The sequence below is a fragment of the Polynucleobacter victoriensis genome, assembly GCF_900187875.1.
GTDB classification, from domain to species: domain Bacteria; phylum Pseudomonadota; class Gammaproteobacteria; order Burkholderiales; family Burkholderiaceae; genus Polynucleobacter; species Polynucleobacter victoriensis.
In genome coordinates this window covers 211,482-237,383 of sequence record NZ_FYEX01000001.1, presented here as the reverse complement: position 1 = coordinate 237,383, position 25,902 = coordinate 211,482, and the positions used below count along the sequence as shown (strand labels likewise).

The 25,902-nt window shown below is 42.7% G+C and carries 21 protein-coding genes and 1 tRNA gene; 18 read left to right on the top strand and 4 right to left on the bottom strand.

Annotated features, from left to right (window positions below; genetic code table 11):
• The first annotated feature begins 97 nt into the window (after window positions 1-97).
• From CFR83_RS01165 to CFR83_RS01130, 8 genes are all read left to right on the top strand, one after another.
• Complete coding sequence (locus CFR83_RS01165; RefSeq protein ID WP_088812086.1) at window positions 98-868, top strand: ABC transporter ATP-binding protein; 771 nt, start codon at window positions 98-100, stop codon at window positions 866-868.
• Complete coding sequence (locus tag CFR83_RS01160; RefSeq protein WP_088812085.1) at window positions 868-1,572, top strand: ABC transporter ATP-binding protein; 705 nt, start codon at window positions 868-870, stop codon at window positions 1,570-1,572. The genes CFR83_RS01165 and CFR83_RS01160 overlap by 1 nt, the downstream gene beginning before the upstream one ends.
• A 57-nt stretch (window positions 1,573-1,629) precedes the next feature.
• Complete coding sequence (locus CFR83_RS01155) at window positions 1,630-2,847, top strand: ABC transporter substrate-binding protein (RefSeq protein ID WP_088812084.1); 1,218 nt, start codon at window positions 1,630-1,632, stop codon at window positions 2,845-2,847.
• A 29-nt stretch (window positions 2,848-2,876) separates the two neighbouring features.
• Complete coding sequence (locus tag CFR83_RS01150; protein WP_088812083.1) at window positions 2,877-3,797, top strand: branched-chain amino acid ABC transporter permease; 921 nt, start codon at window positions 2,877-2,879, stop codon at window positions 3,795-3,797.
• The gene (locus CFR83_RS01145; RefSeq protein WP_088812082.1) at window positions 3,794-4,723 is read left to right on the top strand and encodes a branched-chain amino acid ABC transporter permease; all 930 of its coding nucleotides are present in this window, start codon (window positions 3,794-3,796) and stop codon (window positions 4,721-4,723) included. The genes CFR83_RS01150 and CFR83_RS01145 overlap by 4 nt, the downstream gene beginning before the upstream one ends.
• A gap of 177 nt (window positions 4,724-4,900) precedes the next feature.
• Window positions 4,901-6,232 (top strand): TolC family protein, encoded by a 1,332-nt coding sequence (locus CFR83_RS01140; protein ID WP_165765030.1) that lies wholly within the window; start codon window positions 4,901-4,903, stop codon window positions 6,230-6,232.
• The gene (locus CFR83_RS01135) at window positions 6,232-7,650 is read left to right on the top strand and encodes an efflux RND transporter periplasmic adaptor subunit (RefSeq protein ID WP_088812080.1); all 1,419 of its coding nucleotides are present in this window, start codon (window positions 6,232-6,234) and stop codon (window positions 7,648-7,650) included. Before CFR83_RS01140 ends, CFR83_RS01135 begins: the two co-directional genes overlap by 1 nt.
• Window positions 7,651-7,661: 11 nt before the next feature.
• Complete coding sequence (locus CFR83_RS01130) at window positions 7,662-10,745, top strand: efflux RND transporter permease subunit (protein ID WP_088812079.1); 3,084 nt, start codon at window positions 7,662-7,664, stop codon at window positions 10,743-10,745.
• Between the two features lie 63 nt (window positions 10,746-10,808).
• On the opposite strand, the gene CFR83_RS01125 is transcribed toward CFR83_RS01130, so the two are convergent.
• On the bottom strand, window positions 10,809-11,663 hold the full coding sequence (locus tag CFR83_RS01125; RefSeq protein WP_243383300.1) for an alpha/beta hydrolase: 855 nt from the start codon (window positions 11,661-11,663) through the stop codon (window positions 10,809-10,811).
• Between the two features lie 86 nt (window positions 11,664-11,749).
• Between CFR83_RS01125 and CFR83_RS01120 the strand changes: the two genes are divergently transcribed.
• The gene (locus CFR83_RS01120) at window positions 11,750-12,214 is read left to right on the top strand and encodes a DUF4118 domain-containing protein (RefSeq protein WP_088812077.1); all 465 of its coding nucleotides are present in this window, start codon (window positions 11,750-11,752) and stop codon (window positions 12,212-12,214) included.
• Window positions 12,215-12,276: 62 nt separating this feature from the next.
• On the opposite strand, the gene CFR83_RS01115 is transcribed toward CFR83_RS01120, so the two are convergent.
• A tRNA-Ser gene (locus CFR83_RS01115) sits at window positions 12,277-12,367 on the bottom strand.
• A 46-nt stretch (window positions 12,368-12,413) separates the two neighbouring features.
• Window positions 12,414-13,202, bottom strand: coding sequence for an enoyl-ACP reductase FabI (gene fabI / locus CFR83_RS01110; RefSeq protein WP_088812076.1), 789 nt, complete (start codon window positions 13,200-13,202; stop codon window positions 12,414-12,416).
• Window positions 13,203-13,260: 58 nt separating this feature from the next.
• Between fabI and CFR83_RS01105 the strand changes: the two genes are divergently transcribed.
• From CFR83_RS01105 to CFR83_RS01085, 5 genes are read left to right on the top strand one after another with little or no spacing between them, the layout of a single operon-like run.
• Window positions 13,261-15,144: an extracellular solute-binding protein gene (locus CFR83_RS01105; RefSeq protein ID WP_423808364.1), complete on the top strand. Its 1,884-nt coding sequence runs from the start codon at window positions 13,261-13,263 to the stop codon at window positions 15,142-15,144.
• Window positions 15,141-16,220, top strand: a complete 1,080-nt coding sequence (locus CFR83_RS01100; RefSeq protein ID WP_088812075.1) for a microcin C ABC transporter permease YejB — start codon at window positions 15,141-15,143, stop codon at window positions 16,218-16,220. Before CFR83_RS01105 ends, CFR83_RS01100 begins: the two co-directional genes overlap by 4 nt.
• Window positions 16,217-17,269: an ABC transporter permease gene (locus CFR83_RS01095; RefSeq protein WP_207758541.1), complete on the top strand. Its 1,053-nt coding sequence runs from the start codon at window positions 16,217-16,219 to the stop codon at window positions 17,267-17,269. Before CFR83_RS01100 ends, CFR83_RS01095 begins: the two co-directional genes overlap by 4 nt.
• Window positions 17,266-18,882 (top strand): ABC transporter ATP-binding protein, encoded by a 1,617-nt coding sequence (locus tag CFR83_RS01090; protein WP_088812074.1) that lies wholly within the window; start codon window positions 17,266-17,268, stop codon window positions 18,880-18,882. The genes CFR83_RS01095 and CFR83_RS01090 overlap by 4 nt, the downstream gene beginning before the upstream one ends.
• 46 nt (window positions 18,883-18,928) lie before the next feature.
• A complete protein-coding gene (locus CFR83_RS01085) occupies window positions 18,929-19,543 on the top strand; it encodes a C40 family peptidase (protein ID WP_088812073.1) in 615 nt (204 codons plus the stop codon).
• 62 nt (window positions 19,544-19,605) lie between these two features.
• On the opposite strand, the gene CFR83_RS01080 is transcribed toward CFR83_RS01085, so the two are convergent.
• A complete protein-coding gene (locus CFR83_RS01080) occupies window positions 19,606-20,454 on the bottom strand; it encodes a patatin-like phospholipase family protein (RefSeq protein WP_423808363.1) in 849 nt (282 codons plus the stop codon).
• A gap of 120 nt (window positions 20,455-20,574) precedes the next feature.
• Between CFR83_RS01080 and CFR83_RS01075 the strand changes: the two genes are divergently transcribed.
• From CFR83_RS01075 to ccoN, 4 genes are all read left to right on the top strand, one after another.
• Window positions 20,575-21,591, top strand: a complete 1,017-nt coding sequence (locus tag CFR83_RS01075) for an extracellular solute-binding protein (protein ID WP_243383365.1) — start codon at window positions 20,575-20,577, stop codon at window positions 21,589-21,591.
• 27 nt (window positions 21,592-21,618) lie between these two features.
• Entirely contained in the window at window positions 21,619-24,096 is a 2,478-nt protein-coding gene (locus tag CFR83_RS01070) for a heavy metal translocating P-type ATPase (RefSeq protein WP_088812071.1), read from the top strand.
• A 43-nt stretch (window positions 24,097-24,139) separates the two neighbouring features.
• A complete protein-coding gene (ccoS, locus tag CFR83_RS01065) occupies window positions 24,140-24,343 on the top strand; it encodes a cbb3-type cytochrome oxidase assembly protein CcoS (protein WP_088812070.1) in 204 nt (67 codons plus the stop codon).
• A 102-nt stretch (window positions 24,344-24,445) separates the two neighbouring features.
• A complete protein-coding gene (gene ccoN / locus CFR83_RS01060) occupies window positions 24,446-25,888 on the top strand; it encodes a cytochrome-c oxidase, cbb3-type subunit I (RefSeq protein ID WP_088812069.1) in 1,443 nt (480 codons plus the stop codon).
• Window positions 25,889-25,902: the final 14 nt, after the last annotated feature.

Sequence of the window (25,902 nt, the reverse complement as noted above, 5' to 3'; positions counted from 1 at the left end):
AGGACAATCCCTTATTGTTAGCTAGCTATTCTCTCTCTATATTGAGTCAGTTAAGCCTCTAACGAGGTCAATTAGATTTAGAGAAAAAGCGGCCCATATGTCAGATGTGATACTTGAAGCGAAGCAGCTCACAAAAGAATTCTCAGGATTCGTGGCTGTTAGTGATGTCAACTTACAGGTAAAAGCAGGAACCATTCATGCATTGATTGGACCCAATGGTGCGGGTAAAACTACTTGCTTTAATTTACTCACAAAATTTATCACGCCAACGGCTGGCCAAATCATCTACAAAGGTCAAGATATTACTCATAAGAGTTCTGCAGAAATTGCCAGAATTGGCATGGTGAGATCATTTCAAATCTCTGCAGTATTTCCTCATTTAAGCGTACTAGAAAATGTTCGCTTGGCTCTTCAACAAAGAACTGGCACGTCCATGCATTTTTGGAAAAGTGAAAGTACGCTCAATCACCTAAATGATGAAGCCATGGCGTACATCGAAGAAGTTGGTTTGGAAAGCTATGCCAAAGATACAGCTGTGAGTTTGCCTTATGGTCGCAAGCGCGCCTTAGAAATTGCCACCACATTAGGCATGAGTCCAGATTTAATGTTGTTAGATGAGCCAACTCAGGGCATGGGTCACGAGGATGTCGATAAGGTGACTCAGCTAATTAAGAAGGTATCAGCTGGCAGAACAGTTTTAATGGTTGAGCACAATATGAAAGTTGTTTCTTCCATTGTTGACACAATCACAGTTTTGCAACGAGGCAAAATCATTGCCAGTGGTAACTATGCTGAGGTATCAAATAATCCACAGGTGATTGAGGCGTATATGGGCAGCTCTTCAAATGCAACATTGGGGGCGCACTAATGAGTCACACAGTTTTAAAAATCGAAAACCTACATGGCTGGTACGGTGAGTCACATGTATTGCATGGCATTAACCTTGAGGTGGCTAATGGTGAAGTAATCACTTTATTAGGACGTAATGGAGCGGGGCGTACATCTACATTGCGTGCCATTTGTGGTTTGATTGGAAAAAGAACTGGCAGCATCCAGATACAGGGTCAGGAGACAACTTCATTACAACCGCACCAAATTGCTCGTCTTGGTGTGGGCTATTGCCCTGAAGAGAGAGGCATTTTTACAAGCTTAAGTTGTGAACAAAATTTGATGTTGCCGCCGACCTTGGCTGAAGGTGGCATGAGCGTTGATGAAATCTACACGATGTTCCCTAATCTAAAAGAGCGCCGCAACAGTCCAGGTGGTAGGTTATCTGGCGGTGAGCAGCAAATGCTTGCCATGGCCAGAATCTTAAGAACTGGTGCCAAATTACTTTTATTGGATGAGATCACAGAAGGTTTGGCCCCCGTGATTGTTGAAAAACTTGGGCAGGCTGTGACTGATTTGCGTCAGCGTGGTTTCACAATCGTATTAGTAGAGCAAAACTTTAGATTTGCAGCCCCATTGGCTGATAGACACTATGTGATCGAGCATGGTCAGGTAGTGAAAGTGGTTAAGCAGGAAGATTTGGCTAGCAATATGGCTGAGTTGAATGTTTTGTTGGGTGTTTAGTTTGTCCCTTTGAACTTAATCAAACTATTTAGTTAATTTGCAACTAGGAGACCGAGTATGAAACAAAAATTGATTGCACAAGCCGTTACGGCCCTTTGCTTATCGGCAATGGCTGTTGGCGCACAAGCTCAAAAAGTGAGTGATGATGTGGTTAAGATTGGTGTTTTGACAGATTTGTCAGGCGCTTATTCTGATTTGTCAGGCCAAGGCTCAGTTGTTGCAGCCCGTATGGCGATTGAGGATTTCTCAAACAGCAAAACTGTACTTGGCAAAAAAATCGAATTGATTTCTGCTGACCACCAAAATAAAGCTGACATCACTGCTAATAAAGCACGTGAGTGGTTTGATAAAGAAAAGGTTGACGTGATTGTTGACTTGGTGACAACCAGCGCTGCTTTGGCGGCAATGGAAGTGGCTGAGCAAAAGAACAAAATCACTTTGATTTCTGGAGCAGCATCTAGTGCTATTACTGGCGCAAAATGTACAGCAACTAATGTTCATTGGACGTATGACACATATGCCTTGTCAGCTGGTACGGGTAATGCGATGGTTAAAGCAGGCAAGAAGAGTTGGTTTTTTGTTACTGCTGACTATGCGTTTGGTCACAGCTTAGAAGGCGATACATCTGCCGTTGTTAAATCTGCTGGTGGTACTGTCGTTGGTTCTGTGCGTCACCCATTCCCAGGAAGTGACTTTTCCAGCTTCTTGTTAAAGGCTCAATCTTCTGGTTCACAAGTGATTGGTTTGGCCAATGCTGGTGCTGACACGATTAACTCAATTAAGCAAGCTGCTGAATTTGGTATTTCACAAAAGCAAACAATCGTACCTTTGTTGATGTTCATTACAGACGTGCACTCATTGGGTCTTAAAACAGCTCAAGGTTTGACTGTGACAGAGGGTTTCTATTGGGACTTTAATGACCAAACTCGTGCTTGGTCTAAGCGCTTCTTTGCACAACACAAGCGTATGCCAACAATGGTTCATGCTGGCGTGTACTCATCTGTGATGAACTACTTGAAAGCGGTTGAAGCAACTAAGTCAGATGACACAAACACTGTGATGGCTAAGTTGAGATCAACACCTATCAATGATGGCTTATTCAAAGGCGTGATTCGTGCTGACGGTAAGTTTGAACATGACATGTACTTATTAGAAGTGAAGAAACCTGCTGAATCTACAACACCATGGGATTACTACCATGTGCGTGCGGTAATTCCAGCTAAGGATGCTACTTTGCCGCTATCTAAGTCAGTATGTAAATTGGTTAAGAAGTAATCTTTAGTAAGAACACGGAGTAACGCATCATGTTTGAATGGTTAGGCATTACGCCTCAAGGTTTAGTCGCTCAATTGCTAGTGGGACTGATCAATGGTTCCTTCTATGCAATCTTAAGTCTAGGCTTAGCCATCATTTTCGGTTTATTGAATGTGATTAATTTCACACATGGTGCGCAGTACATGCTCGGTGCTTTTATTTCATGGATAGGGCTTACTCAACTGGGTAACTGGTTGGGTATGCCTGACCTATCTGTGAACTACTGGGTAGCTCTCTTTTTATCTCCGATCATTGTTGGCGCTATTGGCATTTTGATTGAAAAGACGATGCTCAAGCGTCTATATCACTTAGACCATTTATATGGTTTATTGCTGACTTTTGGCTTGGCCTTGGTGACCGAGGGGATGTTCCGTCATTGGTACGGTATCTCTGGTGAAAGTTATGGGGTGCCTGAAGCTCTGCAAGGTGGTATCCAAATTGAAAGTCTAGGATTATTCCTGCCGAAATATCGTTTGTGGGTGATTGTGGCATCACTCACTGTGTGCTTTGCTTCTTGGTACGTGATTGAAAAAACCAAACTTGGTAATTACTTAAGAGCTGGTACGGAAAACCCAAAATTACTACAAGCATTGGGTATCAATGTGCCTTTGATGATCACTTTGACTTATGGTTTTGGTGTTGCTCTAGCGGCATTTGCAGGTGTATTGGCTGCACCTGTGTTTCAAGTGAACCCAATCATGGGTTCCAACCTCATCATTGTTGTGTTTGCTGTGGTCGTGATTGGTGGCATGGGCTCGATCATGGGTTCCATCGTGACAGGTCTAACTTTGGGCTTGTTAGAGGGTTTAACTAAAGTCTTCTACGCAGAAGCATCAGGTGTGGTGATATTTGTGATTATGGCGATTGTTTTGTTGTTGCGCCCAGCCGGTTTATTTGGGAAAGAAAAATGAAAATAGATTCTCAAAAACTTTATTGGATATTGTTGGCATTATTAGTTTTACTGCCATTACAAGATTTTATTTACATTGTCTTTGCGATGAAGGTCCTTTGTTTTGCCTTATTCGCCTGCGCGTTTAACTTACTTTTGGGTTATACGGGTTTACTATCTTTTGGTCATGCGGCATTTTTTGGTGGGGCAGCCTACATCACATCGCATGTATGTAAAGAGTGGGGCTGGACTCCAGAGTTAGGTGTTTTGGCTGGCATGACATATGCCGGTATTACAGGTTATATCTTTGGTTCCTTGGCTATCAAACGTCAGGGCATTTACTTTGCCATGATCACCTTGGCTTTGTCGCAATTAATTTTCTTCTTGGCGTTGCAATTGCCATTCACGCATGGTGAAGACGGTATTCAAGGTGTGCCTCGTGGTCATTTCTTGGGTTTGATTGATTTGTCCTCTGATACAGCGTTGTATTACTTTGTTTTAGCCATTTTTGTTTTGGGCTTTGCAACCATTTTGAGAACGATTCACTCACCATTTGGACAGGTTCTAAAGTCAATTCGTGAGAACGAGCCACGAGCCATCTCTTTAGGTTATGACGTTGCTAAATTTAAATTAATGGCCTTTGTAATTTCTGCATCATTAGCTGGCGTAGCCGGATCAACTAAATCATTGGTATTCCAGTTGGCTTCTCTCACAGACGTTCATTGGCATATGTCTGGTGAAGTCGTTTTGATGACAATTCTTGGTGGTATTGGCACCATTTTTGGGCCAATTGTTGGTGCAACAGTAGTGGTTGGCTTGCAAAACTACCTTGCTGGTATTGGCTCATTCAGCACCATTGTGCTTGGCATCATCTTTGTGGTTTGTGTGTTGGCTTTCCGTAGAGGTATTGTTGGGGAAGTGCAGGCGTTCTTGAGTCGTAAAAGTTAACTTTTAGTCAGGTTCTCAATTACGGATAAAAAGGGTCTTCGGACCCTTTTTTTATGGGTTTTCATGTGACAATATCGATGGTTATTGATTAATCAAGATAATTTTAGTTTTTATAAGGTTTAAAGCTGAATCATATTGATTGCTTAATTAAAGAAGCGAACTATTTGGGTAATGTTTATGAAGTTAAAGCGAGTTATTAATGTTGGTTGTGCAATCTTATTGCTACATTCAGCAGGCTCGGCTAATGCACAAGTAGTTAAACCTAGCAAAAGTAATAAGGCTTTGGATGCAGGTCAATGCAGCTCACAAGCTCCTATTAACCTCAATCTAACGGTAATTTTAGACAGGGCAATGCAGTGCAGCCCTGATTTAGCTGCTTATCGCTTGGAGCACCAGTTGGCTATTGCTGATCGAGTGATTGCAGAGCAACGCCCAAATCCAAATATCACTCTGGGTGCTGATTCAATTAACCCACATCCCAGTCAAAGCCCTCAGGGTACAAAGAAGGTAGATAGTTCAGTCAGAATTGATCAGTTGATTGAATTGGGTGGTAAAGCTAAATACCGTGCAAATGCTGCAACAGCAGCTGAATTAGCATCTCAATATTTCTTGAAGTATGCTGAAAGAGCCGTACTAGTTAGCATTGAGCAAATTTTCTATGATGGATTAGGGGCTCAGCAAAAAGAGAAAGATCTCTTTGATATTGTTGAGATGAATAAAAATGTGTTGGATGCTGCCAAGATTCGATACAAAGTAGGTGACATCTCTGAAATTGATCTGAATAAAATCAAACTCGATATAGCTAGAGCTAATAATGAATATCAACTAGCTAAGTCTGACTTAGCAAGAGCAAAGGCTGGTTTGGCAAAAGCTTTAGGCTATGGAAAAAATATTCATAAGAGTTTGTTAATCGCTGATTGGCCTAACCATGAACTTGCATTACCTGCCATTCCGTGGGACAAGATTGATTCAAGAGCTGATTTACAAGCTTTGAAGAGTAGAACTTTGTCTGCAGAAAATTCACGCGATTTAGCAAGAGCCCTAAAAGTTCCGGATGTGACGGTGGGTTTGCAATATAACCATTTGCCGGTGACGGGCTCCGTCCAAAATGGCACGATTAATACTTATATGGTGAATTTGAGTATCCCATTATTTATTAGGCATCAATATCAAGGTGAGGCCATGAGGGCTGAGGCTGAGTATTACAGGGCGAGAGACAATCAATGGCGCGGCGAGAGAGATGCGGTGGCGCAACTTGAATATCAAGAGGCAGAGTTACAAGCAAATCAGGAGCGTTTAAATAGAGTTCTTGTAGACGTATTGCCAAGCGCAGAACAAGTTGCTGCAGCGGCTGAGTTTGCATACAAAAAAGGCGCTATTGGAGTTTTGGATTTCATTGATGCAAGGCGTTCATTGCGACAAGCTCGCACTGAGGCATCACAAACTAGAGCTGACTTTGCAAAAGGTTTAAGTGCATTTAAGTTGGCGATTGAGGTAGACGATAAATAATGAAAAATATTGGTCAATTCTTAAGAGATACTTGGCGTCTTTTTGCTTGGTTAATCAACTTTATTAAAACAACCATATTAAGTTTATTCAAAGGACTCTTTGACCAAGTTAAATCTAAAGCCTATATTGAGAAATTTAATGCTTTAGAGGCGCAGGTTATTCATCAGGTGCATGAAAACTTACCTGCTGAACCGAAAAAGTTTTGGGGCGCACATCATAAGAAGGTACTTAGAATTGCATATATCGTAATTATTTCTATGATGGTGGTTAACTTTGCTAAGTGTGTTTACAAACCTTCTCGAGTTGTTATTGAGCCAGTTGTTGAAGGTGAGTTGATTTACTTTAAGGGTGTAACAAAACCTTTAAATGGTATTAAATCGTCTGAGCTAATGGCTGGTGGGGTGCAAAACCTTGTGTTGCCTGGCCGCTTAGTTTGGAATGAAGAAAAAACAGCCAAAATCTATAGTCCATTTGCTGGTCGTGTGGAGTCAGTCGAAGTCCAGTTGGGTGAGACTGTTAAGAAGGGGCAGTCGCTAGCCTATATACAGTCCCCAGAATTTGGAGTGGCACAATCAGATGCTCGTAAAGCGCAGGCTGCGGCAATATTAGCTAAATCAACTTTAAGCCGTGCCAAAGAGCTTTATGCCCACGGAATCATCTCGAAAAAAGAGTTTGAGCAAATTGAGTCGGATACTGCACAAGTAATTGCAGAGTTTGATCGGGCTAGCGCCAGAATTAAAGCACTAGGCGCCAGTTATAACTCTATTAATCAGAAATTTCCACTCAACACCCCAACTGAGGGGGTTGTAGTAGAAAAAAATATTTATCCTGGCAGAGAGCTAAATTCTGATTTATCAAATGTACCCTTACTGACCATTACTGACCCAAATAACATGTGGGCTGTTTTAGAAGCCTCAGAGGTTGATCTTGGGCGCTTTGAAGTAGGTGCGGAGGTAACTATTTATAACAACACGCTGCCAAACGAAAAGCTAACTGGAAAAATTATTCAGATTGCTGACTTCATTGACCCAGTTACTCGAACTTTAAAGGTCAGAGTGGAAGTTCCGAATCAAAATAAAAAATTGCGTGCTGAAATGTTTGTTCAGGCAGATATTCCAGTAACCAACTTAGAGGGAATCATTGTTCCAGCTAGAGGAGTATTTTTAATTGGGGACCAGCACTTCGTGTTTGTTGAATTAGATGTCAATAAGTACGAGCGCCATGAAGTGAAAGTGGGTAAACGTTTTGCGGATAAAGTTGAGATTCTTGAGGGTTTGAAACAAGATCAAAAAGTTGTGACAGAAGGTAACTTGTATCTTCAAGAAATTCTTCGATCAAGTGTGAGAGCTCAAAAGGGGAAAGTTGAGTCATCGCCAGCCCGACTCTTGGATGATGTGTATCAAGGTATTACACACTAAGGGTTGATTGAATGCTTAATCGGATTATTCGCTTTTCTTTAGATCAAAAACTATTTGTTAGTTTAGGTCTTTTAATACTTATTTTGGCGGGTACTTTTGCCTTTAAGAGTTTGCCAGTTGAGGCATTCCCTGATGTTTCGGATATTCAGGTGAACGTCATTACCCTATATAACGGTAGAGCAGCTGAAGAGGTCGAAAAGCAAGTAACTATTCCTATTGAGGTAGCTTTATCAGGGCTTCCAAACTCAGTTCGAGTTTTTTCTCATACTCAGTTTGGCTTGTCATTTTTGATGGTGACATTTAACGATAAGACTACTGACCTCATAGCAAGGCAGCAGGTTATTGAACGCTTGCGCAGCGTTGATTTGCCTAATGGTGTCCAGCCTGATGTGGCGCCTTTATCTACTGCTATTGGTGAGATTTATCGATTTCGCTTAAAGGGTATTGGTAAAAGCACTCAAGAACTTAGAACTTTACAGGATTGGGTTGTTGAGAAGCATATGCGACAAGTGCCAGGTGTTGCAGACTTGGTCACCATAGGTGGTCAGGTCAAGCAGTACGAGGTTAATCCTAACTTGGCTAAGATGCGGGATTACAAGATTAGTCTTGCTCAATTATTTAATGCTTTATCAAGAGCCAACTCTAATGCGGGTGGTGGTCGTGTAGAAGAAGGTCATCAGCAGTTTTTATTGAGATCAATCGGATTATTTAAGTCTTCTGCAGAGATTGCTGGCGTGGTAGTTGCTGAAAATCGGGGTGTACCGATTTTGGTGAGAGACATTGCTGAAATTAAAACTTCATTTGCGCCTCCGCAAGGTCTAATGGCACAAGATCAAGAAGACGATATTGTGGTTGGTACTGTTTTAATGCGCAAAGGCGAGAACCCAACTAGGGTGCTTGAGGGTATTAAAGAAAAAGTGGAGAAATTAAATCAAGAAATCTTGCCAAGAGGGGTAGAGATAGAGCCTTATTACGACCGCTCATGGCTGATTGATAAAACGCTCAAAACTGTATTTGGCAATTTGGTTGAAGGCGCAATATTGGTTGTTTTGGTGCTCTATGCATTTTTGCTAAATGTTAGGGCTGCTGCGATTGTTGCAATCACTATCCCATTAGCATTACTTTCGACCTTCATAGGTTTGACCATTGTTGGTATACCCGCCAATCTTTTATCTTTAGGAGCGATGGATTTTGGCATCATTGTTGATGGTGCAGTAATTGTGGTTGAAAACATCTTTAGACGTTTGGGTGAACTTAGCCCTGAACATTTGGAGAGTTCTCGTCAGAGAAAGAGAGCGATTTTTAGAGCTGCAACAGAGGTGGGTCGTCCCACATTGTTTTCTATCATCATCATTATCGCAGCTCATATTCCAATTTTCACCTTGCAAAGGCACGAGGGAAAAATATTTGCGCCTATGGCCTATACCGTAACATCAGCACTGATAGGCTCATTGATTATTTCATTAACAGTAATACCGATGCTATGCCATTTGTTCTTAACGAAAGACATTGGCCATGAGGATTCTAGGTTTGTCCATTGGTGTAAAGATCGCTATAAAGCAGCTTTAGATTGGGCCCTAAATAGCAAGGCTAAAGTGTTGAAAATAGCAGGCGGTCTAATGCTGATAACAATTGTTGTTGCTAAATTGCTAGGTAGTGAATTTTTGCCAGAGTTGGATGAGGGTGCTATGTGGATCAGTGTTGATTTACCCGCATCGGTGTCAATTCAGGAGGCGAAAGAGCAGGCTAGGGTGATGAGAGAGGTGATTTCTCAAACGCCTGAAGTATTAACAACTATTTCTAAAGTGGGTCGTCCAGATGATGGCACTGATCCGAAGCTAATTAATACAGTCGAAATTTTGGTTGATTTGAAACCTGAAAAAGATTGGCGCTTTTGGCATAAAAAGTCTCACATTGTTAGTGAAATTGATGCCAATTTAAGATCATTGCCTGGTGTTGAGCCTAATTTCTCACAACCAGTTAGAGATAACATCCTGGAGAGTATTTCTCAAATCAAGGGTCAAATCGTCATCAAAGTTTTAGGTGATAGCTTGACTAGAAATAAAGATGTTGCCTCCGATATTTTGAATCAGGTTTCAAAAGTAGAGGGTGTTGTGCGAGCCTTTATCGATAGGGAAGGTGAGTTACCTCAATTTATTTTAGAAATTGATCGGGTACAAGCTGCTCGTTATGGTTTGAATGTTGGCGATCTTCAAGACGTCATTGAAACTGCTTTAGGCGGTAAAGTTGCTACAGAGCTATGGGAAGGAGAGAAGCACTTCTCAGTAGTTGTGCGTCTAAAAGAGGGCGAGAGGTATTTGGGTAATCTACCTAATACCTTGGTGTCAGCCCCAAATGGTGCACAAATTCCTCTATCTGAAGTTATGAACTTCAAGACAATTTCAGGTGCTATGAATATTAGTCGCGAAAACGGACAACGAGTCACTTCTATTGGTGTGTTTATTCGTGATAGAGATATGGGTAGTGTCGTGAAAGATATGCAAGCTGCAGTTGCTAAGAATGTAAAAGTGAATGATGTCAGAATTGATTGGTCTGGAGAGTTTGAGAATCAAGAGCGCGCCATGGCTCGCTTGTCGATTGTGATTCCAATTTCAATTTTGGTTATTTTCTTACTATTATTTAATGCCTTTAATTCGCTACCCAGTGCGTTGTTGATTATTTCAAACGTACCATTTGCGATGATTGGTGGCATTTTCTTATTGTTTATAACTGGTACACCATTGTCCGTTTCTGCAGCAATTGGGTTTATTGCTTTGTTTGGGCAAGCTGTTCTAAATGGTGTGATTTTGGTGACCTACTTTAACCAGTTGCAAGTCGAAGGTTACAGTCTCAGAGAAGCGGTGATCAAGGGTTCGGTTGAGCGTTTGAGAACAGTATTGATGACAGCGCTCTTGGCCATGTTGGGTTTGTTGCCAATGGCGCTATCAACAGGCATAGGATCAGAAACTCAGAAGCCCTTAGCAATAGTTGTTATTGGCGGCTTGGTAACTGCAACATTACTCACCTTGATTGTGTTGCCAATTCTTTATGAAACATTCTCGAATTACTCAGCAAAACATTTGTCTAACGATTAGCTAGATGGGCTTTGATTAAAAAAGGGGCTACAAAGCCCCTTTTTTAATCTTGATCATGACTAACTATCTTCTATCTTTAAGCATTGATCGATTAGATACTTTTCTATAGTCAATGTTATTTTCATGAGCATTAATTGATTTTTGAATAAATCGTAATGTTTCATTTGTAACGATTTCTCTTTCATTATCAACTGTAATGATGTGGTAGCAATCACCAAGCCATACTGCTTTTCTTGTTTCGCTTCCAACCTCATCAATTATCTGCTCCGTGTTGCGTGGTGCAGCAGTTTCATCGTCAATGGCATGTATGCACAACACATCCGCCTTTACCTCAGATAATGAATTTCTCACTTCTTTCATCATTTTTCGGGCAGTGTAGAGATGTCTTGCTGAAATTTGAGCTGCACCTACTTGAGATACGCCATCTTTGAGCATTGATTTCGCTACACGTCGACGTAATTCAATATTTTTAATGCCAAAAGGATCCTGCTCCTTATATGACCAATTTCTTAATCCCAGTAGGTAAGGAACTAGCATTAAATTTTCATACCATTTAATTGCCCAGCCGTCGTAACGTAATATGGGTGAGAGTAGGGATACAGAAGTGATATCAGATCTCTCTGATGCAACTGCGAGAGCTAATGTTGCTCCCATGCTCAATCCGCACAAAGAAACTGTCACATGTTTTTCAAGAAGCTCGGTAACAATCATGTTGACATGCTGACTCCACAGCTCCCAGTCAATTCTTTGTGATTTATTGAGCATCGACGCTGTGTAGTTTTCAATTTCGCAAATGTGAACTTGATACTCAGCATCTTTTAATGCTTTAGGTATTGAGCCTAATTCCATGGATGTGCCGCATAAACCATGTATTAAAACAACGGCATGTTCTGAATTGGAGGCTTTAAAAGTAGTCACTAATAAAAATTTTAGATGTGAGGTGTAGGCACAAAAAACTAACTGTATTATTTGCAGTATAGATAAAAAATAAGATTTAAAACATTATGAAAATTAAAAATAGTAAGCGCTGGAGCTCTCCAGATTGGAAGCCTTACCTGATTGGTGCAATTGGTTTCTTTTTGGCTTTTTTTCTAAGATTTTCATTACATGATCGTTTGGATGAGCATTTCCCAACTTTATTTTTTGCAATTAATTGCACTATGCTGGCTTACTTTTATGGATTTTGGCCCTCATTTGTATTTTTATTGATGAGTATTCCTGTTTCTATTTATTTCTTTATTGAACCTTATGGTGCGTTTGATATTGGAATTGATACAGATGTGACTGATCAAATAGTTTTCCTAATTATTACTTTATTAACAGCCGTGTTTTTTGAAAAATTAAGACGGGAGCAATATCGTGCGACTCTCTTACAAAGAGTCTCAGAAAGTCGGTTTCAATTATTGGTGGAGAATGATGCGGAGCTGCGCCAAGCAATTTTTGCAGCCAAATCGCAAACAGATAATTAGCGGGTATCAGGATGTCAAATATTAAAAAAGGGACTTTAAGTCCCTTTTTTATATTGTGAATTTGGCGGAGAAAGCGGGATTCGAACCCGCGGTAGGCTATTAACCTACGCACGCTTTCCAGGCGTGTGACTTAAACCACTCATCCATCTCTCCGTGAAGAGCGCAATTATATACGCCCCCATGATTTGAAGAGTTTGGCTTACTCAGCCTCAGCCATGCCGCCAACAACGTGGCTAAAGCCACCGTCAACGTATGTGATTTCGCCAGTAATACCGCTAGCAAGGTCAGACATTAAAAATGCCGCTGCATTACCTACATCCTCAATGGTGACGTTACGACGCAATGGTGCATTAGCTTCAACGAAATCCAAAATTTTGCCGAATCCTTTAATGCCTGAAGCCGCCAAAGTTTTGATGGGACCTGCTGAAATGCCGTTACAGCGCACACCCTTAGGGCCCACGGAGTTGGCTAAGTAACGTACGCTGGCCTCTAGAGAAGCTTTTGCTAGACCCATGGTGTTGTAGTTAGGTACCACCATTTGTGAGCCAAGGTAAGTTAATGTGAGTAATGCTGACTTGTCATTAAGCATTGGTAGGGCAGCTTTAGCCATCGCTGGAAAGCTGTACGCTGAAATATCGTGAGCAATTTTGAATGACTCTCTTGATAGACCATCTAAGAAGTCTCCGGCAATTGCTTCACGCGGTGCAAAACCAATGGAATGGATCAAGCCATCAAATTTTGGCCAAGTAGCCGATATGTCGGCAAATAGCTTGTCAATTTGTTCGTCGCTACCGACGTCACAATCAAAAATCAGTTTGCTGTCGAATTCGGCAGCAAATTCAGTGATACGGTCTTTGAAACGTTCCCCTACATAAGTAAAGGCTAATTCAGCACCTTCACGATGGCAGGCTTTGGCGATACCATAAGCAATAGAACGGTTAGAAAGTAGGCCTGTAAGGACGATTTTTTTGCCGGCTAAGAAACCCATTTTTGCTTCCTTTTATCTTTTTGATGCATTTGTTAATGTCTAATTACAATTGTCACACATGCTGATGATTAGACCCTTACTTCTGACCGCTATTTTAAGCCTATTCACCATGGCTGGAATAGGTCTGTCTGGCAATGCTTGGGCTGCTCATGGGTTTGCTCAGTACGGAGATTTGCTCTACCCAGCAGGGTTTAAGCATTTTTCTTACGTTAATCCAAATGCCCCTAAAGGTGGCACCCTCAACCTGCCTAATCCTGATCGAAGAACCAGCTTTGATAAATTCAATCCATTCACACTCAAAGGTGTGACTGCACCTGGTGTGGCTCAGTTGATGTTTGAAAGCCTACTGATTGGCAGTTCTGATGAAATCGCATCCTCCTATGGTCTTTTGGCTGAAGACGTTAGCTTGGCCAAAGATCAGTTGAGCGTTACTTTCCGTTTGCGAGCAAACGCACGATTTAATGATGGAGCCCCTGTTTTAGCCAAAGACGTCAAATATTCTTTTGATACCTTGATGAGCAAATTGGCCAGTCCGCAATTTAAAACTGTTTATGCAGATGTGAAGCAGGCGGTTGTGGTTTCTGAGCGAGTGATTCGTTTTGATTTTCATCGTAAAAATACAGAGTTGCCACTATTAGTGGGATCAATGCCTGTCTTTTCTGAAAAGTGGGGCAAAGACGCCACGGGTGCGGGTAAACCATTTAACCAATTGACCTTTGAGAAGCCCATTGGAAGCGGACCGTATCTGATTGAGTCTTATGATATTGGTAAAAGTATTGTCTTCAAGAAAGATCCTCAATATTGGGGGGCTGATTTAAACGTCAGAGTAGGGTTCTTTAACTTTGATCGTGTTTCTTATCGTTTATACAAAGACGACACAGCTAGGTTGGAGGCGCTGAAGGCTGGTGAGTTTGATACTTTGGTTGAATACCGAGCTAAAAATTGGGCCAAGAGTTATGTTGGTCCTAAATTTAGAGACGGCACATTAAAGAAGCAGCATTTTTCTCATAGGAATGGTGCTGGCATGCAGGGTTTTGTAATGAACATTCGCAAGCCGATTTTTCAAGATCAGCGTGTGCGTGAGGCTTTGACCCTTGCGCTGGATTTTGAGTGGATGAACCGCTTATTGTTCTACGGTCAATATCATCGTATTGATAGTTATTTCTCAAACAGTGATTTAGGTGCCTCATATCAACCTGCGAGCATGCCCAGTGCTGCTGAAAGAAAAATATTAGAACCTTTGCAAAGAGCTTATCCCAAGCACTTTCCTGCAAAAGCATTGGGTCCTATGACCTTGCCTGTGACAACGGAAGCGCCATCAAGCTTGCGTCAAAACTTAAGACAAGCCAGAGAGTTGTTGGCGCAAGCAGGGTGGGTATACAAAGATGGTGCACTCAGAAATGCTAAGGGACAAGCTTTTGAGTTTGAGTTCATGGATGATGGTGGCGCCATGTCTCGCTTGGTGTTGGCTTATGCACGTAACTTAGAAAAACTGGGTATCAAGGTCGATATTAGGACTACTGATTACGCTTTGTATCAAAAGCGCCTAGAAGAATTTGATTTCTTCATGACTAGTATGAAGTTCCCTGACTCTCAAAGCCCAGGCAATGAGTTGTGGGATCGATATGGCAGTGAGTCTGCAACAACTAAAGGCGCTGACAACATCATTGGTGTGCAATCACCAGTGGTGGATGCGCTTATAGGAGAAATTGTCAAAGCCCAAACTAGAAAAGATTTAATCACAGCTACTAGGGCATTGGATCGGGTTTTGACCCACAGTTATTATGTGGTGCCACATTGGTATAGCCCGACCCATCGCGTAGCCTATAAATCAGATTTAGCATTCCCGCAGCCGCCAAATTATTTTGCCGCCGAGTCATGGATACTTTCTACGTGGTGGCGCGTGCCACCATCAACCAATAAAGCTGGAGTCTCTCAGTGAACGGTGCTTTATTCCGCTACATCTTCAAGCGTGTCTTATTGATGATTCCTACCTTGCTGGGAGTAATCACTTTGACGTTTGCCGTGATTCAATTTGTGCCTGGCGGTCCTGTAGAGCAAATGATGTTAGAGCTCAAGGGTCGGGGTGAGGCTAGCGTGGGGGCGGGAGAGTCATCAGGTGGTGGAGCAACTTATCGAGGACGTCAGGGCGTTGATGAAGAGCGTTTAAAAGAAATTAAAGCGCTCTATGGTTTTGATAAGCCTGTGCATGAAAGATATTTTCATATGCTCAAACGTTTTGCGATGTTTGATTTGGGTCAAAGCTACTATCAGCACAAGAGTGTTTGGGAGTTAGTTCTTTCAAAGATGCCTGTTTCAATTAGTTTGGGACTGTGGACTTTTTTAATCACCTATCTGATATCGATACCACTTGGGATTAAAAAAGCGGTACGTGCAGGGACTCGATTCGATACCGCTACGAGCGTAGTTATCTTGATTGGTTATGCCATTCCTGGTTTTGTCTTGGGTGTGCTCTTATTGGTTTTATTTGGCGGCGGCAGTTTTTTACAGCTATTCCCTTTGAGAGGTTTAACTTCTGATAACTGGGCTCAGTTAAGTTTGATCGGTAAAGTCATGGATTATTTATGGCACTTGGTTTTACCTATTACAGCTTCTGTGTTGGGTAGTTTTGCTGTCATCACAATTCTGACCAAGAACTCTTTCTTGGAAGAAATTCGCAAGCAGTATGTCATCACTGCAAGAGCTAAAGGGTTGAGTGAGGATAGAGTTCTCTGGAAACATGTATTTCGTAATGCAATGATTCCGTTGGTAACAGGGTTTCCTTCGGCATTCATTGGGGCATTCTTCACAGGCTCTTTACTCATCGAAACCTTGTTCTCGTTAGACGGTTTAGGGTTGCTTTCCTATGAGGCTGTGATTAGACGTGATTACCCATTGGTATTGGGCACTCTATATCTTTTCACTTTAATTGGTTTGGTGACCAAATTAATTTCGGATATTGCTTATGTCTTGGTTGATCCGCGTATTCAGTTTGATAGCCAAGGGGGTCGTGCATGAGTATGACTCTACTGCGTCGGTTACGTGAGAGTGATCAGTGGGCCCGATTTAGAGCCAATCGCTTGGGCTATTGGAGTTTGTGGATATTTATAGTTTTATTTGTATTGAGTTTGTTTGCAGAGATCATTGCCAATGATCGACCTCTCTTAGTCAGGTACGAGGGTAGCTTCTATGCGCCAATTGTTAAAGACTATCCTGAAAAAACTTTTGGTGGTGACTTTCCTACACCTACAGATTACCTCGATCCTGATATTAAAAAAACTTTTAGTAAAAAAGGTAATTGGGCGATTTATCCACCTATTACCTATCGTTATGACACACTGAATTACTTTGCTAAAGAGCCTAATCCAGCATCGCCATCGAGAGATAATTTGTTAGGCACTGATGATCGTGGTCGTGACGTGTTGGCCCGGTTGATTTATGGCTTTAGATTGTCGGTCTTATTTGGCTTGTGCCTGACTATCATTGGTGTTTTTATTGGTGTCTTGACTGGTGCCTTGATGGGCTATTTTGGTGGTCGTTTAGATTTGATCTCGCAACGTGCCATTGAAATTTGGAGTTCGATGCCAGAGCTTTATTTGCTGATTATTTTTGCTTCTATATTTTCTCCAAGTGTTGGCCTATTAATTGTTTTGCTATCGCTATTTGGCTGGATGGGTTTGTCGGATTACGTGCGTGCAGAGTTTTTAAAAAATCGTTCTTTGGAGTATGTGCGCGCAGCGCAAGCTCTAGGTTTGTCTAGTCAACAAATCATGTGGCGACATATCTTGCCAAACAGTTTGACGCCAGTAATTACATTTTTGCCGTTTAGGATGAGTGGCGCCATCTTGGCACTCACCAGCCTGGATTTTTTGGGTTTGGGTGTTCCACCTGATAAAGCAAGCCTCGGAGAGTTATTGTCTCAAGGTAAGGCTAACTTAGATGCTTGGTGGATTTCTTTATCAACTTTTTTGGTTTTGGCTGGCACATTGATGTTGCTTACTTTCATGGGTGATGCATTGCGTGATGCTTTTGATAACCGTCGTGCAAAGCAGGGGAATGGCTTATGAGCCAAGAGATGTTGGTCGATATTCGGAATCTAACCATTCGCTTTGGTCGCAAAGTGGTTGTCAACGATCTTAGTCTGCAAGTAGCAGAGGGTGAGCGTATTGCGATTGTGGGTGAGTCTGGCTCAGGCAAAACCTTAACGGGCTTATCTCTAATAGGTTTGCTTCCAGAGGGCGGGGATGTTACTGGTAGCGTTTCTATCAAAATTGGTCGTGAGCAAACAAAGGCTCATGATTTGCTGAAGTTATCTGAGCGTGAGTTGCGTGGAATTCGTGGTAAAGATGTGGCGATGATTTTTCAGGAGCCCATGACAGCTTTGAACCCTCTTTACACAGTGGGCAATCAAATCATGGAAGCTGTGCAGTGTCATGAACCATTACTAACCCAGCAAGAATGTAAGAGTAGAGCGATTGCTTTATTAACAAAGACTGGTATTCCACAGCCAGAAGAGCGTTTTTCGTACTACCCACATCAACTATCTGGTGGACAGAGACAGCGTGCCATGATCGCTATGGCTTTGGCCTGCAAACCAAGATTGTTAATCGCTGATGAACCTACTACAGCCTTAGATCCTAGTTTGCGTCTGCAGATTTTGGATTTACTAAAAGAGCTGCAAGAAGATGCCAAAGCAGATGGTGGCATGGCCGTGATTTTGATCACACATGATTTGAATATCGTGCGCTACTTCGCACAGCGTGTGGCTGTCATGCATCAAGGCAAGTTACTGGAGTGTCGCTCTACTGAAGAAGTATTTGATCGACCAGAGCATACCTATACAGAAAGTCTTGTTCATAGCTCTCCAGTTAGAAATGTTTTGCCATTGGTGCCTATCGCGCCTGTTCTACTGAAAGCGCAAGATATTTGCGTGGATTATCCAAAAGCCGGTAGCGGATTTTTGAGTACAGGGATTAAGAAATTTATTAGAGGTTTACATTTTTCAGACTTGTTTAAGCGGGAATACGAGTCTGTGGTTAAAAACATCAGCTTGGACCTAAAGCAAGGAGAGACTTTAGGCATTATTGGTGAGTCTGGCTCTGGTAAATCAACCTTGGCCATGGCTTTATTAGATTTGCTTGGGCAAACTGGGGCAAGAACTAGTGGGCAGGTAGAAGTGTTGGGATACTCATGGGCGAAGATGACGTCTAGAGAACGCAGTCAGTTAAGGGCTTCTTTTCAGGTGATTTTCCAAGACCCATTTGGATCTTTATCGCCTCGCATGACGGTGGGTCAAATTATTGGAGAGGGGTTAGCGTTGCATCAGCCAACGCTATCTGAAGACGGTAGAAAAGCCAGGGTGATTGAAGTGCTCAAAGAAGTAGGGCTTGATCGCACGGCGTATAACCGTTACCCACATGAGTTTTCTGGTGGGCAGCGACAGCGGATTGCAATTGCTCGGGCATTAATTCTCAAGCCGCAAATTTTGGTCTTGGACGAACCAACATCTGCGCTAGATGTGACTATTCAGAAGCAAGTATTGACGCTTCTGTCTGATCTGCAACACAAGTACAACATGGCTTATTTGCTGATTAGTCATGACTTGGAAGTGGTTCATGCTATGTCGCATCGCATCATTACCTTGAAAAAAGGCAAACAAATCAATCATGTAGCCTTATAACCTGAGACTAGCTTGTAAGCTAATGTTCAGGTTATAATGTCCCTTCATGTCTAAAACACAGCAAAAGCTTCTCGCATTGTTCGTAGTGATTGTATCGCTCCAAACCCCAGCGGTTTTGGCGCAGTCTGCTACTGAGCCTGAAGCATCCAATCGCATCACATCAGTTGCCAGCCAATTGGCAAATACAGTGACTTCATCTGTCGTAGACGGTACAGAGTCATTGATCAATAATGCGATGCAATTAATTGGTGTGCGTTATCGCTGGGGTGGTAATACGCCACAAAGTGGTTTGGATTGCAGTGGTTTTGTGCGTTATGTATTCAATGACACATTCGGTTTCTTGTTGCCTCGTAAATCTGCGCAAATGAGCCAAGTGGGCTTAGAGATTCGCAAAGATGAATTACGTCCAGGTGATCTAGTATTTTTCAACACCATGCGTCATGCCTTCTCACATGTGGGTATTTATGTGGGGGATAACAAATTTATTCACGCACCATCAAAAGGCAAGTCAATTCGCGTGGATGATATGACTAAGGCTTATTGGGAAAAGCGTTATAACGGTGCGCGTCGCATGGAAGGTTTTGATGCGATGACTGAGCAACAGCGCCAGCAGTTATTGCTTGATTACCAAGAGCGTATTGAAAAGTCTGGCAGACTCTAATACACAAACTCAGTTAAATAAAAAAGAGCCGTAAGGCTCTTTTTTCTTAACCAAAATAATTATTACTTCATCCCAAGTTTGCTTTTGATTTCAGCCATTTGTTTCATGGCGGCCTCTTCACCAGCCAAAATGGCAGCATTGCGCGCTTTGAAGTCAGTGCCTTTCATATTGCTCAGTGGCGGACGAATAACCACTTGAGCATTTTCGAGTTCAAACTGGTTGATACTTTGCCCCATGATAGAAGTCGTTTGTAGCAAGATGCCTAATGTGCCACTGCTATCTTGACTGCTAGGCTCTGTGGAAATATTTACGGCAATCACAAAATCAGCGCCCATTTGTTTAGCGTAGCGAACAGGTACTGGAGATACTAGGCCACCATCAACATATTCATGTCCATTGATGGTGGTTGGCTGAAATACTCCTGGCACGCTGCAGGATGCACGTACCGCTTGTCCGGTATCGCCACGGCGAAATAGTACGCCAGCACCAGTTTGTAAATCGGTTGCAACGATACCTAAGGGCATCGCCATATTTTCTATGGACTGGTTTTTCAAAAGACGATTGATAGTTGTTTGTAGCGCATCGCCTTTGATCATGCCGCCAAATTTGCCTGAGAAGGGTAGAGCCCAATCAGTAATCGATGCCTCATCCAAAGACAAAGCTATTTTGTTGAGATCAGTGCCTTTATTGCCAGCAGCATATAAAGCGGCAATAACGCTGCCGGCGCTGGTGCCAACCACTAAGTCAGGTTTGATTCCCCCGGCTTCCAATGCCTTAATCACGCCAATATGAGCAAACCCGCGTGCCGCGCCGCCACCTAAGGCAAGACCAATTACGGGCTTTTTACCCATCCAGCTGGCGCAGCCAGGTAATGATAGAGAGCTAATTGCCCCTAAACTGATGGCGGTCAAGAACCGTCTTCTAGAATTGTGGTAATCTATATGAGAATTATTCTCAATTGTATTTAATTGATTACGTAAAACGGAGCGGTTCTTCATATGTTTTTAAGCAAAAAATCCTTGTTAGTGGCAATGGCTACTGTAGGTCTTACCACATCATTACCAGCATTATCTCAGTCTTCTGGGGTTTTGAATTTATATTCAGCCAGACACTATCAGACGGATGAGGCACTTTACGCAGACTTTACCAAGCAAACAGGTATCAAGATTAATCGCATTGAGGCAGATGACAATGCTTTGTATGAGCGTTTACGTAGCGAAGGTAAAAATAGTTCAGCGGATGTAATCTTGATGGTGGATGCAGCAAGGTTGTGGCGTGCTGAGATTGATGGCTTATTCCAGCCAGTCAAATCTAAAGTACTAGAAACAAGAATACCTAAAAACCTTCGATCAAACGATGCTGGTCAAGGTTCACAGTGGTTTGGCTTTTCTACACGTGCTCGTGTGATTGTTTACAACAAAGCCACAGTTAAAGCTAGCGATGTGGATACCTATGAAAAATTAGCGGATCCTGTAAATAAAGGCAAGGTGTGTACTCGTTCGGGGTCTCATCCTTATATGTTGTCTTTGATTGGTGCTATGTATGAGCGTAGCGGTGAGGCAGCTACTGAAGCATGGGCTAAAGGCATGGTGGCTAATATGGCTCGTGCACCCAAAGGTGGTGACACAGATCAAATCAAAGGGGTTGCATCTGGTGAATGCGGTGTTGCATTAACGAATTCATATTACTTGGCACGATTGATGAGGTCCGATAAGCCAGCTGATCAACAAGTAGTTTCTAAGATTGGTTTAATTTGGCCTAATCAAGCAAGCTCTGGCGCGCATATGAACGTGGCAGGTGGAGCAGTTGCTAAGAATGCTCCTAATAAGGCTGCAGCGATTAAATTCTTGGAATATTTGGCCAGTGATTCAGCTCAACAGTACTTTGCGGATGGCAATAATGAGTGGCCAGCAGTTAAATCTGTAAAAACCAATAATCCAGCACTAAATAAATGGGGTAGCTTTAAAGAAGAAAACATTTCTATTGCTGCAATAGGTAAAAATCAAATTTATGCACAAAAAATTCTAGATAGAGTTTCCTATAAGTAAAAAGAAAGCCTAGAATCTCAGGCTGAGATGAATACACAGCCTGAGAACTCCAATAAAACCAGTGAAGCTTGTTATCACTGTGGTGGCGACTTAGTAGAAGATAGTCCTTATGAGGCTGAGTTGGGTGGGGCGCCACGTTATTTTTGTTGTGCAGGTTGTATGGCCATTGCTCAAACAATTCATGGGCAAGGATTGGATGCCTTTTATGCCAGACGTATTCCGTTAGGAGGTAAGCCAGAGGGTTTAGATCATTTAGGCGATCAAGTCCCTGAGCATTTATTGGCTTATGACGATTCTGTTTTGTTGGATCGTTTTACGCGACCATCAGCACAATATCCCAGTGAGATTGAAACAACGCTGCGTTTAGAAAAGATTCGCTGTGCTGCCTGCGTTTGGCTCAATGAGCAGCATCTCAAGCGCTTGCCGGGTGTTAAAGATGTGCAAATCAACTACGTGACTCAGCGAGCAATTGTCAGATTTGACCCTCAACAGGTTCAGTTATCTAGGCTCTTGCATGCGGTCGAGCAAATTGGTTATGAGGCTTGGCCTTTCGAGCCATCGATGAGTGCTGGTATTGCAAAAAAAGAGCGCCGCCAGCTTTTGATGCGTTTAGGTGTAGCCATGTTGGGGATGATGCAGGTGATGATGTACGCCTGGCCAACCTATACAGATGCACAAGATTTATTAGCGGAGCATGCACTCCTTTTGGATTGGACCAGTTGGGCTCTAACGGTGCCAGTAGTTTTTTACTCGGCAGGCCCAATGTTTATCGCAGCTTGGCACAGCATCAAATCATTTCCTAAGACGGGTATGTTGGGCATGGATGTGCCTGTGACTCTCGCGATAGCCTTGGCATTCATAGCGGGAACAATTAGTTTGGTATTTGGTGTTGGTGAGAGTTATTTTGATTCCATCACCATGTTTGTGGCATTTTTGTTGGGCGCTAGGTATTTGGAATTACTGGCAAGACAAGATGCTCAAGGTGGTGCTGAAGCGTTAGCCAAACAATTGCCTGCAACGTGTGAACGTTTGGAACAATACCCAGCTGAGGAATCTAAAACTGTTGCTGTAGTCAGATGTCAGGTTGGTGATGTTTTACGTATTTCTCCTGGTGAGTTGGTGCCGGTCGATGGTGTCTTAATTGCGGGAGTTGCTAACTTAAACGAAGCCTTGCTAACAGGCGAATCAAGATCAGTTGCTAAAAATATTGGTGATGCTTTATATGCCGGTAGTCACAACATCGAAAGTCCAATTTTGATGAGAGTCACGGCAGTTGGGCAGGGTACTCGTATTGCAGGTATTGCATCGCTTTTAGATAAAGCATTAGAAGCAAAACCACATATGGTGGGCTTGGCAGAGAAGTGGGCTGGATACTTTGTAGTCTTCTTAATGATGGCTGCTGGGTTAACTGCCGTTGCTTGGTATTTTTTAGATCCAGTTAGAGCTTGGGAGACAGCAGTAGCTGTATTAGTCGCAAGCTGTCCCTGTGCTTTATCTCTAGCAACGCCAGCAGCTATGGCTGCTGCACAAGGGGCTATCACCAAGCTAGGGTTGCTGGTGGTGCGTGGTCATGTGATGGAAACATTGGCAAAAGCCACTGATCTAGTGTTGGATAAAACAGGCACACTCACAACGGGGCATCCTGAATTAAAACAAGTCCTGAATATTCGAGCGGGCGTTACAGAGAATGATGTTTTAGCCATTGCTTTGGCGATGGAGATTGGGCAAAAGCATCCATTAGCTTTAGCCATCATTGATGCAGCCCAAAAGAAAAAAATTAGTCCTGCAAAATTATCTGAGCCAACTGTTAGCGAGTTGGGCAAGGGGTTGAAATCTGGTCAATATCAATTAGGCAGTCGTCAATGGTTATCTGTTGGTGCGATTGATGTGCCTCTAGAGCACCAGCAATCTAGTTTGGTTTACTTGAGAGATGAAGAGGGGCTATTAGCAGTTTTTGCATTGCTTGATAGTCCAAGGGAGGGTGCAAAAGAGCTGATTCAAGCAGCGCAGCATAGAGGCATCCACGTTCATCTTTTATCTGGTGATGATGCAAAGACAGTTGCTTGGTGGGCAAATTACTTTAGCATTGATCAACATCGTGGTGGTGCATTGCCTGAGGATAAGTTTTCATACATTGAAGAGTTACAGTCAAAGGGAGCAACAATTTGGGCAGTTGGTGATGGTGTTAACGATGCACCATTTTTAGCTAAAGCAGATGTCTCTGTGGCAGTGGGCAATGGGGCGCCATTGGCGCAAGCTGGCGCTGATGCAGTCTTAACAACTGAGTCACTCAGACCTTTATCTCAAGCATTGCAATTAGCAGATAAAACAAAAATCATCATGCGTCAAAACTTAATATGGGCATTTGTTTACAACGTCGTAGCTATACCCATAGCCATGATGGGTTGGGTTAATCCATGGATTGCGGGCATAGGCATGTCAATCTCGTCGTTGGCTGTCACTTTAAATGCATGGCGTCTGAGAAAAGTTAGCTCTTTAAGCTAACTGTTAAAGCAACGTTCTCAAAACAATAGGTTAGACTCACGCCATGGAAAGCTTATATCTTCTAATCCCAATGTCACTGGTCGTGATTGGTTTCATCGTGGCAGTTCTTTATTGGTCTGTAAAAAATGGCCAGTTTGAGGATTTAGAAGGACCTGGTCATGCGATCTTGATGGATGATGACACGCCCAAATCCAATTCTGTATCAGACAAAGTAGACACTTTGTCCCCGATTAATACAAAAAACTAACTCTCCCTCACAAACTTGACCTATATCAAGGTCTTGAAAAGCACCAAGTTCGATAATCAGGACTGGGATAAATCGGCCATTCGGCTAGTAAAGGGAGAAACCATGGGATTTGCCGTGGGTAATACGCAAGACAACTTTAACTACAAAGTTGTACGCCAATTCGCTTTAGTAACAGTGCTTTGGGGCATTGTGGGCATGTTGGTGGGGGTGATTTTGGCTGCTCAGCTGATCTGGCCAGATATCACATTCAATATTCCGTTTTTGAGCTATGGTCGCCTGCGCCCGTTGCATACTAATGCGGTTATTTTTGCCTTCGGTGGTAGCGCGTTATTTGCGACTTCCTACTACATCGTGCAGCGTACCTGTCAGGTTCGTTTGTTCTGCGATAAGTTAGCTGCCTTCACTTTCTGGGGTTGGCAGGCAATTATCGTAGCAGCAGCGGTGACTCTACCTTTAGGTATTACTACCTCTAAAGAGTATGCCGAACTAGAGTGGCCAATCGATATTTTGATTACCTTGGTTTGGGTTGCATATGCCGTAGTTTTCTTCGGTACTGTGATCAAGCGTAAAACTAAGCATATCTACGTTTCTAACTGGTTCTTCGGTGCTTATATTTTGACGATTGCGATGTTGCATATTGTTAATAACATTGAAATGCCAGCTAGCTTATTTAAGTCATATTCAGCTTACGCTGGTGCACAAGACGCCATGATTCAGTGGTGGTACGGTCACAACGCGGTGGGCTTCTTCTTGACTACAAGTTTCTTGGGCATGATGTATTACTTCATTCCTAAGCAAGCTGAGCGTCCAATCTACTCATATCGTTTGTCAATCGTTCACTTCTGGGCATTGAACTTTACATATATGTGGGCGGGTCCTCATCACTTGCAACACACAGCATTGCCTGACTGGACTCAGTCTTTAGGTATGGTGTTCTCATTGATCTTGTTAGCGCCATCATGGGGCGGCATGATTAACGGCATCATGACTTTGTCTGGCGCATGGCATAAGCTTCGTCGTGATCCTATCTTGAAGTTCTTGATTACCGCTTTGTCTTTCTACGGTATGTCGACTTTTGAAGGTTCAATGATGTCTATTAAGACAGTGAACAGCTTGTCACACTACACAGACTGGACGATTGGTCACGTGCACTCAGGTGCTTTAGGTTGGGTGGCAATGATCACTATCGGTTCTATGTACTACTTGATCCCACGTTTGGTTGGCGAAAAAGAAATGTACAGCACTAAGTTAATTGAGTTGCACTTCTGGATTTCTACGATCGGTGTTGTTCTTTACATCGCCGCTATGTGGATTGCTGGTGTGATGCAAGGTTTGATGTGGAGAGCTTTCCAACCAGACGGCACATTGACATACAGCTTTGTTGAATCTGTAAAAGCAACATATCCGTTCTATGCAATTCGTTTGTTGGGTGGTTTGTGCTTCTTGTCAGGTATGTTTGTAATGGCCTACAACGTGTTGAAAACAGTTCAGCACAAGAAGTTTGTAGATGCTCCAATTCCAACTGCTATTGCAGCTGCCCACTAAGCTAAAGGAGAGAT

What these genes read in the sequence shown, in the direction of transcription:
- CFR83_RS01150 (WP_088812083.1), top strand. Translation starts at nt 2,877, where the DNA reads ATGTTTGAATGGTTAGGCATTACGCCTCAAGGTTTAGTCGCTCAATTG.
- CFR83_RS01085 (WP_088812073.1), top strand. Translation starts at nt 18,929, where the DNA reads ATGTCTAAAACACAGCAAAAGCTTCTCGCATTGTTCGTAGTGATTGTA.
- fabI (WP_088812076.1), bottom strand. Translation starts at nt 13,202, where the DNA reads ATGGGTTTCTTAGCCGGCAAAAAAATCGTCCTTACAGGCCTACTTTCT.
- CFR83_RS01155 (WP_088812084.1), top strand. Translation starts at nt 1,630, where the DNA reads ATGAAACAAAAATTGATTGCACAAGCCGTTACGGCCCTTTGCTTATCG.
- CFR83_RS01130 (WP_088812079.1), top strand. Translation starts at nt 7,662, where the DNA reads ATGCTTAATCGGATTATTCGCTTTTCTTTAGATCAAAAACTATTTGTT.
- CFR83_RS01075 (WP_243383365.1), top strand. Translation starts at nt 20,575, where the DNA reads ATGGCTACTGTAGGTCTTACCACATCATTACCAGCATTATCTCAGTCT.
- ccoN (WP_088812069.1), top strand. Translation starts at nt 24,446, where the DNA reads ATGGGATTTGCCGTGGGTAATACGCAAGACAACTTTAACTACAAAGTT.
- CFR83_RS01095 (WP_207758541.1), top strand. Translation starts at nt 16,217, where the DNA reads ATGAGTATGACTCTACTGCGTCGGTTACGTGAGAGTGATCAGTGGGCC.
- CFR83_RS01140 (WP_165765030.1), top strand. Translation starts at nt 4,901, where the DNA reads ATGAAGTTAAAGCGAGTTATTAATGTTGGTTGTGCAATCTTATTGCTA.
- CFR83_RS01070 (WP_088812071.1), top strand. Translation starts at nt 21,619, where the DNA reads ATGAATACACAGCCTGAGAACTCCAATAAAACCAGTGAAGCTTGTTAT.
- CFR83_RS01090 (WP_088812074.1), top strand. Translation starts at nt 17,266, where the DNA reads ATGAGCCAAGAGATGTTGGTCGATATTCGGAATCTAACCATTCGCTTT.
- CFR83_RS01135 (WP_088812080.1), top strand. Translation starts at nt 6,232, where the DNA reads ATGAAAAATATTGGTCAATTCTTAAGAGATACTTGGCGTCTTTTTGCT.
- CFR83_RS01120 (WP_088812077.1), top strand. Translation starts at nt 11,750, where the DNA reads ATGAAAATTAAAAATAGTAAGCGCTGGAGCTCTCCAGATTGGAAGCCT.
- CFR83_RS01165 (WP_088812086.1), top strand. Translation starts at nt 98, where the DNA reads ATGTCAGATGTGATACTTGAAGCGAAGCAGCTCACAAAAGAATTCTCA.
- CFR83_RS01160 (WP_088812085.1), top strand. Translation starts at nt 868, where the DNA reads ATGAGTCACACAGTTTTAAAAATCGAAAACCTACATGGCTGGTACGGT.
- CFR83_RS01145 (WP_088812082.1), top strand. Translation starts at nt 3,794, where the DNA reads ATGAAAATAGATTCTCAAAAACTTTATTGGATATTGTTGGCATTATTA.
- CFR83_RS01105 (WP_423808364.1), top strand. Translation starts at nt 13,261, where the DNA reads ATGCTGATGATTAGACCCTTACTTCTGACCGCTATTTTAAGCCTATTC.
- ccoS (WP_088812070.1), top strand. Translation starts at nt 24,140, where the DNA reads ATGGAAAGCTTATATCTTCTAATCCCAATGTCACTGGTCGTGATTGGT.